Annotated in this window: 16 protein-coding genes and 1 tRNA gene; 16 read left to right on the top strand and 1 reads right to left on the bottom strand. The window is 67.8% G+C overall.

Annotated elements, in window-relative coordinates; translation table 11 throughout:
* Positions 1–153 precede the first annotated feature (153 nt).
* The 5 genes from GPZ80_RS04300 to rplA all read left to right on the top strand — a co-directional run bounded on the left by GPZ80_RS04300 (position 154) and on the right by rplA (position 2,965).
* Positions 154–226: transfer RNA gene (locus GPZ80_RS04300), tRNA-Trp, on the top strand.
* 69 nt (positions 227–295) lie between these two features.
* Positions 296–721 (top strand): preprotein translocase subunit SecE, encoded by a 426-nt coding sequence (secE, locus tag GPZ80_RS04295; protein WP_091382715.1) that lies wholly within the window; start codon positions 296–298, stop codon positions 719–721.
* 71 nt (positions 722–792) lie between these two features.
* Positions 793–1,611, top strand: a complete 819-nt coding sequence (gene nusG, locus GPZ80_RS04290; protein ID WP_187218444.1) for a transcription termination/antitermination protein NusG — start codon at positions 793–795, stop codon at positions 1,609–1,611.
* Between the two features lie 82 nt (positions 1,612–1,693).
* Positions 1,694–2,125, top strand: coding sequence for a 50S ribosomal protein L11 (gene rplK, locus GPZ80_RS04285; RefSeq protein WP_187218443.1), 432 nt, complete (start codon positions 1,694–1,696; stop codon positions 2,123–2,125).
* A 120-nt stretch (positions 2,126–2,245) separates the two neighbouring features.
* Positions 2,246–2,965: a 50S ribosomal protein L1 gene (gene rplA, locus GPZ80_RS04280; RefSeq protein ID WP_187218442.1), complete on the top strand. Its 720-nt coding sequence runs from the start codon at positions 2,246–2,248 to the stop codon at positions 2,963–2,965.
* Positions 2,966–3,244: 279 nt separating this feature from the next.
* Here rplA and GPZ80_RS04275 read toward each other — a convergent pair whose 3' ends face one another.
* Positions 3,245–4,033, bottom strand: a complete 789-nt coding sequence (locus tag GPZ80_RS04275) for a hypothetical protein (RefSeq protein ID WP_187218441.1) — start codon at positions 4,031–4,033, stop codon at positions 3,245–3,247.
* A gap of 269 nt (positions 4,034–4,302) precedes the next feature.
* On the opposite strand from GPZ80_RS04275, the gene rplJ reads away from it, so the two are divergent.
* From rplJ to GPZ80_RS04220, 11 genes are all read left to right on the top strand, one after another.
* Entirely contained in the window at positions 4,303–4,878 is a 576-nt protein-coding gene (gene rplJ / locus GPZ80_RS04270; RefSeq protein ID WP_091382706.1) for a 50S ribosomal protein L10, read from the top strand.
* A 65-nt stretch (positions 4,879–4,943) separates the two neighbouring features.
* A complete protein-coding gene (gene rplL, locus GPZ80_RS04265) occupies positions 4,944–5,330 on the top strand; it encodes a 50S ribosomal protein L7/L12 (protein ID WP_187218440.1) in 387 nt (128 codons plus the stop codon).
* 211 nt (positions 5,331–5,541) lie between these two features.
* Positions 5,542–6,741, top strand: coding sequence for an ABC transporter ATP-binding protein (locus GPZ80_RS04260; RefSeq protein ID WP_187218439.1), 1,200 nt, complete (start codon positions 5,542–5,544; stop codon positions 6,739–6,741).
* The gene (locus GPZ80_RS04255; protein WP_091382700.1) at positions 6,738–7,532 is read left to right on the top strand and encodes an MlaE family ABC transporter permease; all 795 of its coding nucleotides are present in this window, start codon (positions 6,738–6,740) and stop codon (positions 7,530–7,532) included. The genes GPZ80_RS04260 and GPZ80_RS04255 overlap by 4 nt, the downstream gene beginning before the upstream one ends.
* Positions 7,533–7,535: 3 nt before the next feature.
* A complete protein-coding gene (locus GPZ80_RS04250; RefSeq protein ID WP_187218438.1) occupies positions 7,536–8,375 on the top strand; it encodes an MlaE family ABC transporter permease in 840 nt (279 codons plus the stop codon).
* Positions 8,372–9,721 (top strand): MCE family protein, encoded by a 1,350-nt coding sequence (locus GPZ80_RS04245; protein WP_187218437.1) that lies wholly within the window; start codon positions 8,372–8,374, stop codon positions 9,719–9,721. The genes GPZ80_RS04250 and GPZ80_RS04245 overlap by 4 nt, the downstream gene beginning before the upstream one ends.
* On the top strand, positions 9,718–10,752 hold the full coding sequence (locus GPZ80_RS04240; protein ID WP_187218436.1) for an MCE family protein: 1,035 nt from the start codon (positions 9,718–9,720) through the stop codon (positions 10,750–10,752). The genes GPZ80_RS04245 and GPZ80_RS04240 overlap by 4 nt, the downstream gene beginning before the upstream one ends.
* Positions 10,749–11,741: an MCE family protein gene (locus tag GPZ80_RS04235; RefSeq protein WP_187218435.1), complete on the top strand. Its 993-nt coding sequence runs from the start codon at positions 10,749–10,751 to the stop codon at positions 11,739–11,741. Before GPZ80_RS04240 ends, GPZ80_RS04235 begins: the two co-directional genes overlap by 4 nt.
* Positions 11,738–12,934 carry an MCE family protein gene (locus GPZ80_RS04230; RefSeq protein WP_187218434.1) on the top strand — a complete coding sequence of 399 codons (1,197 nt, stop codon included), beginning with the start codon at positions 11,738–11,740 and terminating at the stop codon, positions 12,932–12,934. Before GPZ80_RS04235 ends, GPZ80_RS04230 begins: the two co-directional genes overlap by 4 nt.
* The gene (locus GPZ80_RS04225; protein ID WP_187218433.1) at positions 12,934–14,142 is read left to right on the top strand and encodes an MCE family protein; all 1,209 of its coding nucleotides are present in this window, start codon (positions 12,934–12,936) and stop codon (positions 14,140–14,142) included. Before GPZ80_RS04230 ends, GPZ80_RS04225 begins: the two co-directional genes overlap by 1 nt.
* Positions 14,142–15,407, top strand: a complete 1,266-nt coding sequence (locus GPZ80_RS04220; protein WP_187218432.1) for an MCE family protein — start codon at positions 14,142–14,144, stop codon at positions 15,405–15,407. Before GPZ80_RS04225 ends, GPZ80_RS04220 begins: the two co-directional genes overlap by 1 nt.
* Positions 15,408–15,410 lie beyond the last annotated feature (3 nt).

Below are 15,410 nucleotides of genomic sequence, written 5' to 3'. Positions count from 1 at the left end.
GCCCGCGGCCGGGCTCGGGGTACTCGGTTGCGGTACCTCGGGCCCGGTACCGTATGCTTCCGTGCTTGAACGCCCTGACGCTCCCCGCTTGGTTAGAGTGGGGATAGTCAAAGGCGTCCGAACGCGGTCCAGCGGCTCGCTGGTGGGCAGCGAAGGGGTGTAGCTCAATTGGTAGAGCAGCGGTCTCCAAAACCGCAGGTTGCAGGTTCAAGTCCTGTCGCCCCTGCGTTTGACGTCCAGCCCGGGTGAACCCCCGGCCGGGGCGGTGAATACACACCGAGTTGGAGGAACTGGCGTGGCCGAGGACAAGGAACGGGAAGAGGGGCAGCAGGAGCGCCCGTCTCGTCCGGTCACCGCCGCTGCGCGGCGGGAACGCCGTGGCACGGCTCGCCCGGCCGCCCGTAAGGACGCGGACAGCAAGTCCGACCGGGCCAAGGCCCGGGCGGCGAAGTCCGGCGCCAAGGCCGACTCCGACGCGGCCGACCGCAAGGGTCGGCCCACCCCCGCCAGGGACCGCAAGGAGTCGAAGGGCTCCATCTTCGCCCGCATCTCCCGGTTCCTCCGCGAGGTCGTGGCCGAGCTGCGCAAGGTCATCTGGCCGACGCGCAAGCAGATGATCACCTACACCACCGTGGTGCTGGTGTTCGTGGCCTTCATGGTCGCCCTCATCTCGGGCCTCGACCTGGGTCTCGGCAAGGGCGTGTTCTGGCTGTTCGGCTGAGCTTGCGCCCAGCGGGGCGCGCCGGTCGAATAAGCGGAATACGTGTTGTATGAAAGGAAGCGAGACCAACTGTGACCTCCGAGAACGGCGCCGCGGGCGGCAGTGAGCTGACCAGCCTCACCGACGACGAGGTTGTCACCCCGTCGCCGGAAGGCGATGTCGAGCCCACCGAAGCCACCGAGTCGGACGCCGTGGAGACCGCCGAAGCCGAGACCGCTGTGGAGTCCTCGGAGTCCGAGGACACCACGGCTGCCGAGGCCGACGCCGCCCCGATCGACGAGGCCCCCGCCGATCCGGCCACCGAGATGCGCGACGCCCTGCGCCGCGCTCCGGGTGACTGGTACGTCGTGCACTCCTACGCGGGCTACGAGAACAAGGTCAAGACCAACCTCGAGACCCGCATCCAGACCCTCGACATGGAGGACTACATCTTCCAGGTCGAGGTGCCGACCGAAGAGGTCACCGAGATCAAGAACGGCCAGCGCAAGCTGGTGCAGCGCAAGGTGCTGCCCGGCTACATCCTGGTCCGCATGGAGCTCAACGACCCGTCCTGGTCCGCGGTGCGCAACACCCCGGGCGTGACGGGCTTCGTCGGCGCCACCTCCAAGCCGTCCCCGCTGACCATCGACGAGGTGCTGAAGTTCCTCCTCCCGCAGGTCGAGGAGGCCAAGCCCGCGAAGGGTTCGGCAGCGGCGCAGTCGCGCGGCCCGCAGGTCGAGGTGGACTTCGAGATCGGCGAGTCGGTCACCGTCATGGACGGCCCGTTCGCCACGTTGCCCGCCACGATCAGCGAGGTCAACGCTGACGGGCAGAAGCTGAAGGTCCTGGTGTCGATCTTCGGCCGGGAGACCCCGGTCGAGTTGTCGTTCAACCAGGTCTCCAAGATCTGACCGGTCCGAGCACCGGACCGGCCGGCCACCCGGGCGCAGCCATTCGCCCGCGGTGGACAACGCGATAACAGGAAGCACGGAAATGCCACCCAAGAAGAAGAAGCTCGCAGCGATCATCAAGCTGCAGATCAAGGCGGGACTGGCCAACCCGGCGCCGCCGGTCGGCCCCGCGCTTGGTCAGCACGGCGTCAACATCATGGAGTTCTGCAAGGCCTACAACGCCGCGACCGAGTCGCAGCGTGGCACCGTGGTGCCGGTCGAGATCTCCGTGTATGAGGACCGCACGTTCGACTTCAAGCTCAAGACCCCGCCCGCCGCGAAGATGCTGCTCAAGGCCGCCGGTGTGGAAAAGGGTTCGGCCGAGCCGCACAAGGTCAAGGTCGCCAAGGTGACTTGGGACCAGGTCCGCGAGATCGCCGAGACCAAGAAGGCCGACCTCAACGCCAACGACGTCGAGCAGGCCGCGAAGATCATCGCGGGCACCGCTCGCTCGATGGGCATCACGGTCGAATAAGCACTACCCGCTAGACCAAGCAAGTGTGGGAGGGCCAGGCGCTGGTCCGCACCACGACTGATCCGTAACGCCGGGGACGGTTTCCTGCCCCAGGTGTGCAATGAATGTGAAGGAACAGCAATGGCAAAGCGCAGCAAGGCTTACCGTCAGGCGGCCGAGCTGGTCGACCGCGAGCGGCTCTACAGCCCGCTCGAGGCCGCCCAGCTGGCCAAGGAGACCTCCAAGGTCAAGCTCGACGCGACCGTCGAGGTCGCCATGCGACTCGGCGTCGACCCGCGTAAGGCCGACCAGATGGTCCGCGGCACCGTCAACCTGCCGCACGGCACCGGCAAGACCGCCCGCGTCATCGTCTTCGCGACCGGCGACAAGGCCGCCGAGGCCGAGGCCGCGGGCGCCGACGCCGTGGGCTCGGAAGACCTGATCGAGCGCATCCAGGGCGGCTGGCTCGACTTCGACGCCGCGATCGCGACGCCCGACCAGATGGCCAAGGTCGGCCGCATCGCCCGCGTCCTGGGCCCGCGTGGTCTGATGCCGAACCCGAAGACCGGCACCGTGACGCCCGACGTCACCAAGGCGGTCAACGAGATCAAGGGCGGAAAGATCAACTTCCGCGTCGACAAGCAGGCCAACCTGCACTTCGTCATCGGCAAGGCCTCGTTCGACCACGCCAAGCTGGTCGAGAACTACGCCGCCGCCCTCGACGAGGTCCTGCGGGCCAAGCCGTCTTCGGCCAAGGGTCGGTTCCTGAAGAAGGTCACCTTCAGCACCACCATGGGCCCCGGCATCCCCGTCGACCCGGCGCGCACCCGCAACCTGATGGAAGACGACGCCAACGCGTAAGCGTCAGCGACACGAAGAAAGGCCCCGCCTCGGCGGGGCCTTTCTTGTTGCTGGGGGCTGGGTGCGACCGGCGCAACCAGTCGGACTGCCCATGCCTGATCTCCACACTCAAAGGCGAACCACCCATTCAGGCACCCGCGCGCCAAACTTCAAGCAGCACGCTTCTTGGTTTTGTCCAAGACACCCAGCAGCACGAGCGCCACGACGATCACGGTGACGGACACGATCCACACCATGGATCCGGCAGATCCCGAACGCGCGCGTCCGCCTCAAGTCAGATCAAGGGGTAGGGCATGTCGGCTCGGAAGCGAATCCGGAGATCGTCCACTGCTCGCCCCGGGCGTTCGGGATCTTGCGCAGGGTGAATTCCCCAAGACGGGGCCCGTCCCGGACCACCATCTCGCACGAGCTGATCACGACTGTCCCGTCCGCCTTCGGCAGCATCTTCGCCGGAGCCGGGAACGAGGGCTCCGCGTAGTCGTTGGCCACGCCGACCTGCTTGTTCAGCATGTGCACGGCCGCCTCGCAGTCCGCCGCCCCGAAAGCGTCCGCGAATTTAAGCGCCACCGCCTCGGTCTCGAAGCGGGTGCAGGCGTCCGGTAGGACGTCCTGGGCGATGTTGTCGTACAGCGCCCGCACCGCCTCCTTGGGCGAGGACGCGAACAGCACCGTCCGCTCCGTCTTGCCGCCCCCGGTCTCAGAAGCGGGCAGCGCCTCGTCCGGGCCGCCGAGGTAGTGCTGGTACGCCCACATCGCCGCCAACGCCAGCACCAGCAGGAAGACGAGTCGGCGGACCCATTTGCCGAGCAGGATGCGGAGCCAGGTGGGCTTACCCCGCTTTGGCGGCGAGTTTCGCTGGAACTCCTGGAAGCGCTGGAACTCCTGGAACTCGCGCCACTGCTGGTCCGGCACCGGACCCGGTGGCACGGTGGGTACCTGCCTCGGTGGAACACCCGGCACCTGCCCTGGCGGGGGCGCGGGCGGGACGAACGGAGGGGTCTGGTCGGGCTGCTTTCCCCGGTCACCGGACGCTGGGGTCAGTCCCTTGGGCTCTTCGTCGTCGGCCACCCGACCATCATGCCGTGGACCCGATTTGGAGACCGCATAGAGCACCACGTACTCTCATCGTTGGTTCTACCGAAGACCGCTGGTTGCTCCCGAGGTGCAAGCCGAGGAAGCCGAAGGTCCCGCGTCATGTGGGCGGCCCGCGCAGGAGGACGAGGAAGTGTCAAGCGCTCGCGCGCTTTTTACGCCCCGTGCCACTGCGCCGGGGCGTTCTGCGTTTCCGGGGCCCTCGATGCCGGCGAATACCCAATGCACATCGAGAGGAGGCGACCATGGCGAAGCCTGACAAGGTGAATGCAGTCGCCGAGATCGCGGACAAGTTCCGCAACAGCTCGGCTGCCGTCGTCACCGAGTACACGGGCCTCACCGTGTCGCAGCTGACGAAGCTGCGTCGCGCTCTCGGCACTGGCACGACCTACCGCGTCGCGAAGAACACCCTCGTCAAGCGGGCAGCCGATGACGCTGGGGTGGAGGGGCTTGAAAACCTCTTCATCGGGCCGACCGGCATCGCTTTCGTCGAAGGCGAACCGGTCGACGCGGCGAAGGCCCTGCGCGATTTCGCGAAGGAAAACAAGGGTCTGGTCATCAAGGGCGGCTACATGGATGGCCGCCCGCTCACGGTGGAAGAGGTCGCGAAGATCGCGGACCTCGACTCCCGTGAGGTGCTGCTCGCCAAGCTGGCGGGCGCGATGAAGGGCAACCTGGCGAAGGCCGCTGGCCTGTTCAACGCCCCGGCGTCGCAGGTCGCCCGCCTGGCCGCTGCTCTGCAGGAGAAGAAGGCCGCCGAGGGCGAGTCCGCCCCCGCCGCCGAGGCTCCCGCCGAGGACGCTGTCGCAGCCGAGAGCTGAACACAACCACCCGGAAATACACCGCGCCCGTTCTACCGGGTGTGCAAGTGAAAGGAACCGCCAAAATGGCGAAGCTCAGCACTGACGAGCTGCTCGACGCGTTCAAGGAAATGACGCTGCTGGAGCTCTCCGCGTTCGTGAAGCAGTTCGAGGAGACCTTCGAGGTCACCGCCGCTGCCCCCGTCGCCGTCGCCGCTGCCGGTGGCGCCGCTGCTCCGGCCGAGGCCGCTGAGGAGCAGGACGAGTTCGACGTCGTCCTCGAGTCGGCCGGTGACAAGAAGATCCAGGTCATCAAGGTCGTCCGTGAGGTCGTCTCGGGCCTGGGCCTGAAGGAGGCCAAGGAGCTGGTCGAGGCCGCTCCGAAGGCGATCCTGGAGAAGGTCAACAAGGAGGCCGCCGAGGCCGCCAAGGAGAAGCTGGAAGCCGCTGGCGCCAAGATCTCCGTGAAGTAGTTCTCACTTCACTCTAAAGAGGCCCGGTACCTACTGGTACCGGGCCTCTTTTGTGTTCTAGCTCATACCCGATTTCCTGTGACAAGGGCCATCCAGGTACGTTCCCAACTCAGCGGTAACTTCGGCAGTAACCCGGAGGCCCCGCCGTCGTTGCATGGAAGACACCGTCCGCACTCGAAGCGGCAGGTAGAACCACAGGTCGGGAGGTTCGATGGGCGCCGAGGTGGTCATCGAGGGTCTGACGAAGTCCTTCGGTAAGCAGGCCATCTGGCGGGATGTCACGTTGACCCTGCCGCCGGGTGAAGTGTCGGTCATGCTCGGGCCCTCGGGCACCGGCAAGTCCGTCTTCCTCAAGTCCATGATCGGTCTGCTCAAGCCCGACCGTGGCAAGTGCGTGATCAATGGCGTCGACATCGTCACCTGCAGCGAGGCCAAGCTCTACGAGACCCGCAAGCTGTTCGGCGTCCTGTTCCAGGACGGCGCGCTCTTCGGCTCGATGAACCTCTTCGACAATGTGGCGTTCCCGCTGCGTGAGCACACGAAGAAGTCCGAGGCCGAGATCAAGCGCATCGTCTTCGAGAAGCTCGAGCTCACGGGCCTGCAGGGCGCGGAGAAGAAGCTTCCAGGCGAGATCTCCGGCGGCATGCGCAAGCGCGCGGGTCTGGCTCGCGCCCTGGTGCTCGACCCCGAGATCATCCTGTGCGACGAGCCGGACTCCGGTCTCGACCCCGTTCGCACGGCGTACCTCTCGCAGCTGCTCATCGACCTGAACGCGCAGATCGACGCGACGATCCTGATCGTCACCCACAACATCAACCTCGCGCGCACGGTGCCGGACAACCTGGGCATGCTTTTCCGCAAGGAACTGGTCATGTTCGGCCCCCGCGAGGTGCTGCTGACCAGCGACGAGCCGGTCGTGGAGCAGTTTCTCAACGGCCGCCGCCTCGGTCCGATCGGCATGTCCGAGGAGAAGGACGCCGCGCAGATGGCCCGCGAGCAGGCTCACGCCGACGCCGGTCACTCCGACGGCTCCTCCGAAGAGGACGTGCGTGGTGTCGTCCCGCAGATCGAGCCGACCCCGGGCATGCCCGAGCGGGCCGGTGTGCGCCGCCGCAAGGACCGCGTCATGCGGATCCTTAACACGCTGCCGCACGCCGCCCAGGAAGGCATCATCGAGTCGCTGACCGACGAGGAGCGCGCTCGCTACGGCGTGCACTCGCACATGGTCCCGGCCGCCGCCCAGTCGCGGCCGCGGCTCGACCAACCGACGCAGCAGATGGCACCCGTGCAGCCGTCGCCGAGGCCGCGACCGGTGGAGGACCCGCCGCGCGGCTTCCAGGGGGATCTGTCCGATCCCCAGGTCGCCCGCCTGCCGGACACCACCTGGAAGCCCCCGGGCGGCGCTTCATGACCACGCGCACCGCTCCCGCGAACTTCCCCGGTGCCGGTGCGCTCCGCGAGACCGGCAGGCTGTTCGCGCTCGGGCTCGACGTCGTCGTCAACGTCTTCCGGCGGCCGTTCCAGACCCGCGAGTTCATCCAGCAGTGCTGGTTCATCGCCAGCGTGACGATCCTGCCGACCGCGCTCGTCGCGATCCCGTTCGGCGCGATCGTGGCCCTGCAGCTGGGCACCCTGATCGTGCAGCTCGGCGCGCAGTCGTTCACCGGCGCCGCCAGCGTGCTCGCGATCATCCAGCAGGCCGCGCCACTGGTCACCGCGCTGCTGGTCGCGGGCGCGGGCGGCAGCGCGGTGTGCGCCGACATCGGCTCACGCACCATCCGCGAGGAGATCGACGCGATGGAGGTGCTCGGCGTCTCGCCGATCCAGCGCCTCGTCGTGCCCCGGGTGCTGGCCTGCATGTTGGTGGCGGTGCTGCTCAACGGCCTGGTCAGTGTCGTCGGCGTGATGGGCGGCTACTTCTTCAACGTCGTGCTGCAGGGCGGAACGCCAGGTGCCTACCTGGCCAGCTTCTCGGCCCTGGCCCAGCTGCCCGACCTGTGGATCAGCGAGCTCAAGGCGCTGATCTTCGGCTTCATCGCCGGTGTCGTGGCCAGCTACCGCGGCCTCAACCCCAAGGGCGGCCCGAAGGGGGTCGGCGACGCGGTGAACCAGTCCGTCGTCATCACCTTCCTGCTGCTGTTCTTCGTCAACTTCGTGCTGACCGCGGTGTACCTCACGGTCGTCCCGGCGAAGGGGAGCTGACCCATGGCCTCGGTGACAGAGACCGCCAAGAAGGTCGTCGACCGTCCGTTGCGGACACTCGACGACCTCGGCGACCAGCTCTCGTTCTACATCCGCGCGCTCGCCTGGATTCCGCGCGCCCTGCGCCGCTACATGCGCGAGACGATGCGCCTGCTCGCCGAGGTCAGCTTCGGCAGCGGCGCGCTCGCGGTCATCGGCGGCACCATCGGCGTCATGGTCGGTCTGACCGTGTTCACCGGCATCGTCGTCGGCCTGCAGGGCTACGCCGCGCTCGACCAGATCGGCACGGCCGCCTTCTCCGGGTTCGCGTCGGCCTACATCAACACCCGCGAGGTCGCGCCACTGGTGGCCGGCCTGGCGCTGTCGGCAACGGTCGGCTCCGGCTTCACCGCCCAGCTCGGCGCCATGCGGATCTCCGAGGAGATCGACGCGCTCGAGGTCATGGCGGTGCCCAGCCTGCCGTTCCTGGTGACCACCCGGATCATCGCGGGCTTCATCGCGGTCATCCCGCTCTACATCATCGGGTTGCTGTCCTCGTACCTGGCTTCGAGAACGATCACCGTGTACTTCTACGGCCAATCCGCGGGCACGTACGACCACTACTTCAACCTGTTCCTCCCACCGGAGGACGTGTTCTGGTCGTTCGGCAAGGTGCTGATCTTCGCGGTCATCATCATCCTGACGCACTGCTACTACGGCTACAACGCCAGCGGCGGCCCCGCGGGCGTCGGCGTGGCCGTGGGCCGCGCGGTGCGGACCACGATCGTCACGGTCGCGCTGGTGAACTTCTTCATCGGCTTCGCGATCTGGGGCACGACGACGACGGTGAGGATTGCGGGATGAGCGCCGAGATCGGAAAGGTGATCAAGCGCAGGCTGCTGGGTCTGGGCTTCATCGTGGTGATCGCGGCGCTCGTGTCGCTGAGCATCGCGATGTACAACAAGGCGTTCACGCCCGTCGCGAAGGTCTCGCTGACCACGGACAAGGTCGGCAACCAACTCGCGGTGCACTCGGATGTGAAGGTCCGCGGCCTGATCGTCGGCGAGGTCCGCAAGATCACGCCGACCGCCGAGGGCGCCACGCTCGACCTCGCGATCAACCCGGAGATGATCGACGTCATCCCGCGCAACGTCTCGGCGCGGTTCCTGCCGAAGACGCTGTTCGGTGAGCGCTACGTCTCGCTGCAGATCCCCGAGGAGATCGACGAGCAGGCGCTGCGCGCGGGCGACACCATCAAGCAGGACCGCTCGATCCGCGCGGTCGAGTTGGAGCAGGCGTTCGAGAGCCTGCTGCCGGTGCTGCAGGCGGTGCAGCCGCAGAAGCTGTCGAGCACGCTCACCGCGATCTCGACCGCACTGCAGGGCCGCGGCGACGACCTCGGCAAGTCGCTGGCCGACCTCGGCGAGTTCGTCGGCGAGCTCAACCCGCACCTGCCCAAGCTGCGCGAGGACCTGCGGCTGCTGGCCTCGGTCAGCGAGACCTACGGCGATGTCACGCCGGACCTGGTCCAGGCGCTGACCGACCTGACGGTGACGTCGAAGACCGTCGCCGAGCAGCGGGCCAACCTCGACGCGCTGTTCGCCACCGCGACCACCGCTTCGCGTGACCTGGAGTCGTTCCTGCGGGCCAACGGCCCGAACATGATCCAGCTCGCCGATAGCTCCCGGCCCACGCTGGAGGTCCTGGCCCGGTACTCCCCGGAGTACCCGTGCCTGCTCCAGCTGATGACCGAGGCCGTCAAACAGGTCGACACGACCCTCGGCAAGGGCACCAACAAGCCCGGTCTGCACGCCAACATCGAGGTGACGGTCAACCGCGGCGCCTACAAGCCCGGTGTCGACGAGCCGCGCTACGAGGAAGACCGCGGTCCGCGCTGCTACGACTTCACCCAGTTCCCGAACCCGTTCCCGCAGGCGCCGCCGGACGGCCCGCTCAAGGACGGGTCAAGCTTCCCGGCGCCTGCCCGCTCGTCGTCGGACGGCCTGCTGCCGCCCGCGAACACGACGCAGTACACGTCGCCGAACGCGGCGGGCGGCGAAGGTCTCGGCCTGCCCAACTCTCCCGGGGAGATCGCCTTCGTGTCGCAGTTGCTCGCGCCCGGAATGGGCGTCGAACCCGACCAGGTCCCGAGGTGGAGCACGCTGCTGCTCGGCCCGGCCTTCCGCGGCGCGGAGGTGAGGTTCGAATGAGGGGAATGGCCGCTCCGCTGATCAAGCTCGCGCTGTTCATGGCGATCACCATCGCCGCGACGGGCGTGCTCGCGATCAGCATCGCCAACACGAATCTGAGCTCGACGAACTCCTACTCGGCACGGTTCTCCGACGCGACGCTGCTGCTTCCCGGCGACGACGTGCGGATCGCCGGGGTGCGGGTCGGACAGGTCGAGGAGGTCTCGATCGCCGACCGCAACCAGGCCGAGGTCAAGTTCTCCGTCGCCGCCGACCGCAAGCTGCCCGAGTCGGTGATGGCGCAGATCAAGTTCCGCAACCTGGTCGGCCAGCGCTACATCTCACTGACCCAGGGCGCGGGCTACGACCCGAACTCGGTGCTCGACCCCGGTGAGTCGATCCCGCTGGAGCGGACCCGCCCGGCGCTCGACCTCACCGAGCTGTTCAACGGCTTCAAGCCGCTGTTCCAGGCGCTCTCGCCCGACGACGTCAACAAGCTGTCCTACGAGATCATCACGGTCCTGCAGGGCGAGGGCGGCACGGTGGAGAACCTGCTGGCCCACACGGCGTCGCTGACCACCACGATCGCCAACAAGGACGCGGTGATCGGCGAGGTGATCACGAACCTCAACGGCGTGCTCGGCACGGTCAACAGCCGCGGCGAGCAGCTCTCCCAGCTCATCGTGCAGATGCAGCAACTGGTCAGCGGCCTGGCCGAGGACCGTGAGCCCATCGGCGACGCCATCGAGGCGATCGGCGGCCTGGCCACCACGACCACGGGTCTGCTGCAGGAGGCCCGCGAGCCCCTCAAGCAGGACATCGCGGCGCTGGGCACGCTGACGAAGAACCTCAACGACAACGAGAAGACGGTCGAGCACTTCATCCAGTTCATGCCGACCAAGCTCAGCACCCTGACCCGCACCGTGAGCTACGGCTCGTGGTTCAACTTCTTCCTGTGCGAGGGCTCCGGTGAGGTCAGTGTGCCCGGTCTGATCACCCACCCGATCAACATCACGCCGCTGCCCGCGACCCAGGAAAGGTGCGTGTCATGAAGCCTTTCCGGTCACGCAACCCGATCCCGATCGGCATCGTCAGCATCCTGGTGATCGCGCTCGCGCTGGTCGCCGCGGTCAACTCCGACGACCTGCCGGTCATCGGCGGCGGCACCAGCTACAGCGCCGAGTTCAGTGAGGCGTCCGGCATCCAGGCCGACGACGAGGTCCGCATCGCGGGCATCAAGGTCGGCAAGGTGTCCGATGTGGAGCTCGACGGCGACAAGGTCCTGGTCACCTTCAAGATCAAGGACGCCTGGATCGGCGACCGCACCCGAGCCGAGATCAAGATCAAGACCCTGCTCGGGCAGAAGTACCTGTCGCTGGAGCCCGACGGCGCCGAGGTCCTCAACCCGGACGTGCGCATCCCGCGCGACCGGACGATGGCCCCCTACGACGTTCTCGAAGCCTTCCGCGGCCTGGCCGAGACGGTCAACGAGGTCGACACCGTGCAGCTCGCCAAGAGCTTCGAGGTGATCTCGGAGACCTTCGCCGACACCCCGGACGAGGTGAAGGGCGCGCTCAACGGCCTGCAGTCCCTCTCGCGCACGATCTCCTCGCGTGACCAGGAGCTGGCGACCCTGCTGAGCAACACCCGCAAGATCAGCCAGACCCTCGCCGACCGCGACGCCGAGGTGGCCAAGCTGCTCTCCGACGGCAACCTGCTGCTCGGTGAGCTGAACAGCCGCAAGAAGGCCATCAGCGCGCTGCTGACCGGCACCAAGACGCTCTCGCAGGAGCTGCAGGGCCTCGTCGCCGACAACAACGCGCAGCTCGGCCCGGTGCTGCAGAGCCTCGACCAGCTCACCTCGATGCTGCAGCGCAACCAGGACTCCCTCGCCGAGGGCATCAAGAAGTTCGGCCCGTTCGCGAGGCAGTTCAACAACGCGATCGGCAACGGCCGCTGGTTCGACAACTACATCTGCGGGCTGCTGCCGCCCTCGTTCGGCCCGCTCAACCAGCCCGGCTGTCTGGGGGACCCGTCATGAGCAGTTTCTCCACGAAGCTGGGCAAGGACGCCGCCCGGACGGTGGCGATCGTGTGCGTGCTCGGCCTGGTCATCGCCGCCGCGCTGTGGTGGCTGCTCAAAGAGACGAATGAGAAGCGCTACACCGCGCTGTTCCCGGGCACCGTCGGCCTCTATGAGCACAACGACGTCCGGGTGCTCGGCGTGCAGGTCGGCACCGTCGAGAAGGTGACGCCCAAGGGCGACGTGGTCGAGGTGCGGATGCTCGTCGACCGCGATGTCAAGATCCCCGCGGACGCCATGGCCGTCATCGTCGCGCCGTCGCTGGTCTCCGACCGCTACGTGCAGCTCACGCCCGCCTTCACCGGTGGCGAGCAGATGGCGACCGGCACGGTCATCCCGCGCGAGCGGACCGCCGCGCCGCTGGAGGTCGACGACCTCTACGCCAGCCTGAGCCGGGTCAGCCGCACCCTCGGCCCCAACGGGGTCAACCGGGACGGCGCCCTGTCCGACCTGCTCAACACCCTCGCCAAGAACCTCGACGGCAACGGCCAGGCGATCAACGACACGGTCACCGACCTGAGCAAGCTGACGTCCACGCTCTCGGGCAACTCCGAGGACCTGTTCGCCACGGTCGACAACCTGCAGAAGTTCACGACGACCCTCGCGGGCAGTGACGACCAGGTCCGGCAGTTCAACCAGCAGCTGGCCGAGGCGGCCAGGTTCCTGGCAGGCGAGCGCGGCAACCTCGCCGCGTCGGTCGACCAGCTCGGCATCGCGCTCACCACGGTCCAGCAGTTCATCAACGACAACCGCGGCCGGATCAAGTCCAATGTGGACAAGCTGGCCACGGTCACCCAGGTGCTCGTCGACCAGCGGGCCGCGCTCGCCGAGACGCTCGACATCGCGCCGCTGGCCCTGAGCAACCTGGTCAACACCTACAACGCCGCGTCCGGCACCACCGACGCCCGGGCGAACCTCAACGAGCTGACGCAGCCGCCGATCGTGACGATCTGCAAGCTGGTCCGCCAGGGCACCCAGGGCACGCTGCCACCCGCCCTCGCCGATGTGTGCGACCAGCTCGCGCCGATCGTGCAGGGCGCGGTCCCGCTGCCCTCGCCCGCGCAGGTGATCGACGGACTCCGCAGTGGCCACATGCCGTCCCTGCCGCTGCCGATGGCGGGCGACCCAGTCGGATCGGGAGGGGGGAACTGATGACCACCAGGATCAAGCTCGCTTGCGTGATCACCACCGCGGCCGCGGCGGTGTCGCTGTCGGGTTGCGGGTTCACCGGCATCTACGACCTCCCGATGCCCGGCGGTGCCGACCTCGGCGACCGGCCGTACACGGTCAAGGTCCAGCTCCGTGACGTCCTCGACTTGGTCCCGCAGTCCGGGGTCAAGGTCAACGAGGTCACCGTCGGCCGGGTCGACGAGATCGCCCTCGCGCCCGACGGCTGGACCGCCGAGGCCACGCTGCTGGTCAACGGCGACGTCGAACTGCCCGCGAACGCGCTGGCCAAGCTGCGCCAGTCCAGCCTGCTGGGCGAGAAGTACATCGAGCTCAGCGCGCCGCCCGGCGGCAAGGGCGAAGGCGTGCTCGCCGACAACGCGTTCATCCCGGTCGAGCGGACCAACCGCAACACCGAGGTCGAGGAAGTCCTGGGCGCGCTGTCGATGCTGCTCAACGGTGGTGGTGTCGAGCAGTTGCAGAGCATCACCAAGGAGCTCAACAACGCGCTCGCAGGCAATGAGACCGACATCCGCGCGCTGCTCGACAACGTCAACGTGATGGTCACCGAGCTCGACGCGGGCAAGGCCGACATCACCCGCGCGCTCGACGGCATCAACCGGCTCGCCAGCACGCTGAACGCCCAGCGCGACCAGATCGCGGGCGTCATCGACAACATCGGGCCCGGCCTCAAGGTGCTCACCGACCAGCGCCAGCAGTTGGTGACGATGCTGCAGAGCCTCGACTCGCTCTCGGGCATCGCGGTCGACACCGTCAACAAGAGCCAGGCCGACCTCGTCGCCGACCTCAAGGCGCTCGCGCCGACCCTGCAGAAGCTGGGGGAGGCGGGCAACAACCTGCCCAACGCGCTGGAGCTGCTGGTGACGTACCCGTTCACCGACCAGGCCGTGAAGGGCGTCAAGGGCGACTACTTCAACCTTTACGCCACCCTCGACCTGAACCTGGGCGAGATCGTGAACAATCTCGGCCGCAGCAGGCAGAACCCGCTGCAGGACCTCCACCTGCCCGGCGGTCTGAGCGGTGGGCAGGATGGTGTGCCCGGCAACGCCCCGCCGGTGCTGCCGCTGCCGCAACTGGGCGGCGGCCAGTCCACGCCGGTCCAGCCTGGCTCCACGCAGTCCGGCAGCGGCATGGGCGGCCTCTTCGACGTGCTCCTCGGAGGCGGTTCCTGATGCTGACCAAAACCGTCCGCCTCCAGCTCGTGGCGTTCTTCGTGATCGCCGTGGTCGCCGTGGTCTACGCGGCGTTCCGCTTCACCGACCTCGGCCGCGTCTTCGGCGCCGACGGGTACCGGGTCAAGATGGACCTGGTCCAGTCCGGCGGCATCTTCACCAACGCCGAGGTCACCTACCGCGGCGTCAACGTGGGTCGGGTCGGCGAGATCAAGCTGACCCGCGAGGGCATGCGCATCGACCTTGAGATCGAGCCGTCCGCCCCAGACATCCCGGCCGACCTCGACGCCGTGGTCGCCAACCGGTCCGCCGTGGGCGAGCAGTACGTCGACCTGCGCCCCCGCAAGGACGGCGGCGAGGTGCTCAAGGAGGGCTCGGTCATCCCAGCCGACCGCACCAAGACGCCGATCAGCACCGACGAGGTCATCCGCGACCTGGACAACCTGGCCACCTCGGTCCCCACCGATTCGCTGCGCACGGTCGTCGACGAGCTGGAACGCGCGTTCTCCGGCACCGGCGACGACCTGCAGGTGCTGCTGGACAACCAGATGGCGTTCACCCAGACCGCCCGCGAGCACCTGCCGCAGACGATCAAGCTGATCGAGGACGGCGCCATCGTCCTCAACACGCAGATGAAGCAGTCGGGCAACATCAAGTCCTTCGCGGGCGACCTCAAGGCGCTCTCCGCGCAGCTGCGCGAGTCCGACCCGCAGATCCGCACGCTGATCGCGGCCACGCCCGGCGCGGCCGACTCGATCACCGGGCTGCTGCGCGAGTCGGGCAACGGCCTCGGAGCGGTGTTCGCGAACCTGCTGACCGTCTCCAACATCATGGTCACCCGCACGGACGGGCTCGAACTCGCGCTGGTCGCGTACCCGCTGGTCGCGGTGGGTCCGAAGACCGTGATCGACGAAAAGGGCCAGACACACCTGGGGCTGGCGCTCAACCTGTTCGACCCGCCGCCGTGCACCCGCGGCTACGAGGGCACCGAGCGTCGCGACGGCAACGAGACGGCCCCGGCGCCGGTGAACGAGCAGGCCTACTGCGCCGAGCCGGTCGGCAGCCCGATCAACGTCCGCGGCTCCGCGAACGCGCCGTTCGGCGGCAAGCCGGTGGCACCGACCCAGGAGCAGCTGGCGGCCAACCAGAACCGTGACTCCGAGCAGCTGCACGAGCTCGCGACGAACAGCATTCCCGGCACGGTGACCCAGCCCGGCATCGGCGGCCTGTCGGGTCTGGCGGGCCTGCTGGGCCTGCCCGCCTGACCG

Origin of the sequence: Actinokineospora xionganensis (assembly GCF_014323725.1) — a bacterium.
Lineage (GTDB): Bacteria > Actinomycetota > Actinomycetes > Mycobacteriales > Pseudonocardiaceae > Actinokineospora > Actinokineospora xionganensis.
This window is presented reverse-complemented; position numbering and strand designations above follow the sequence as displayed.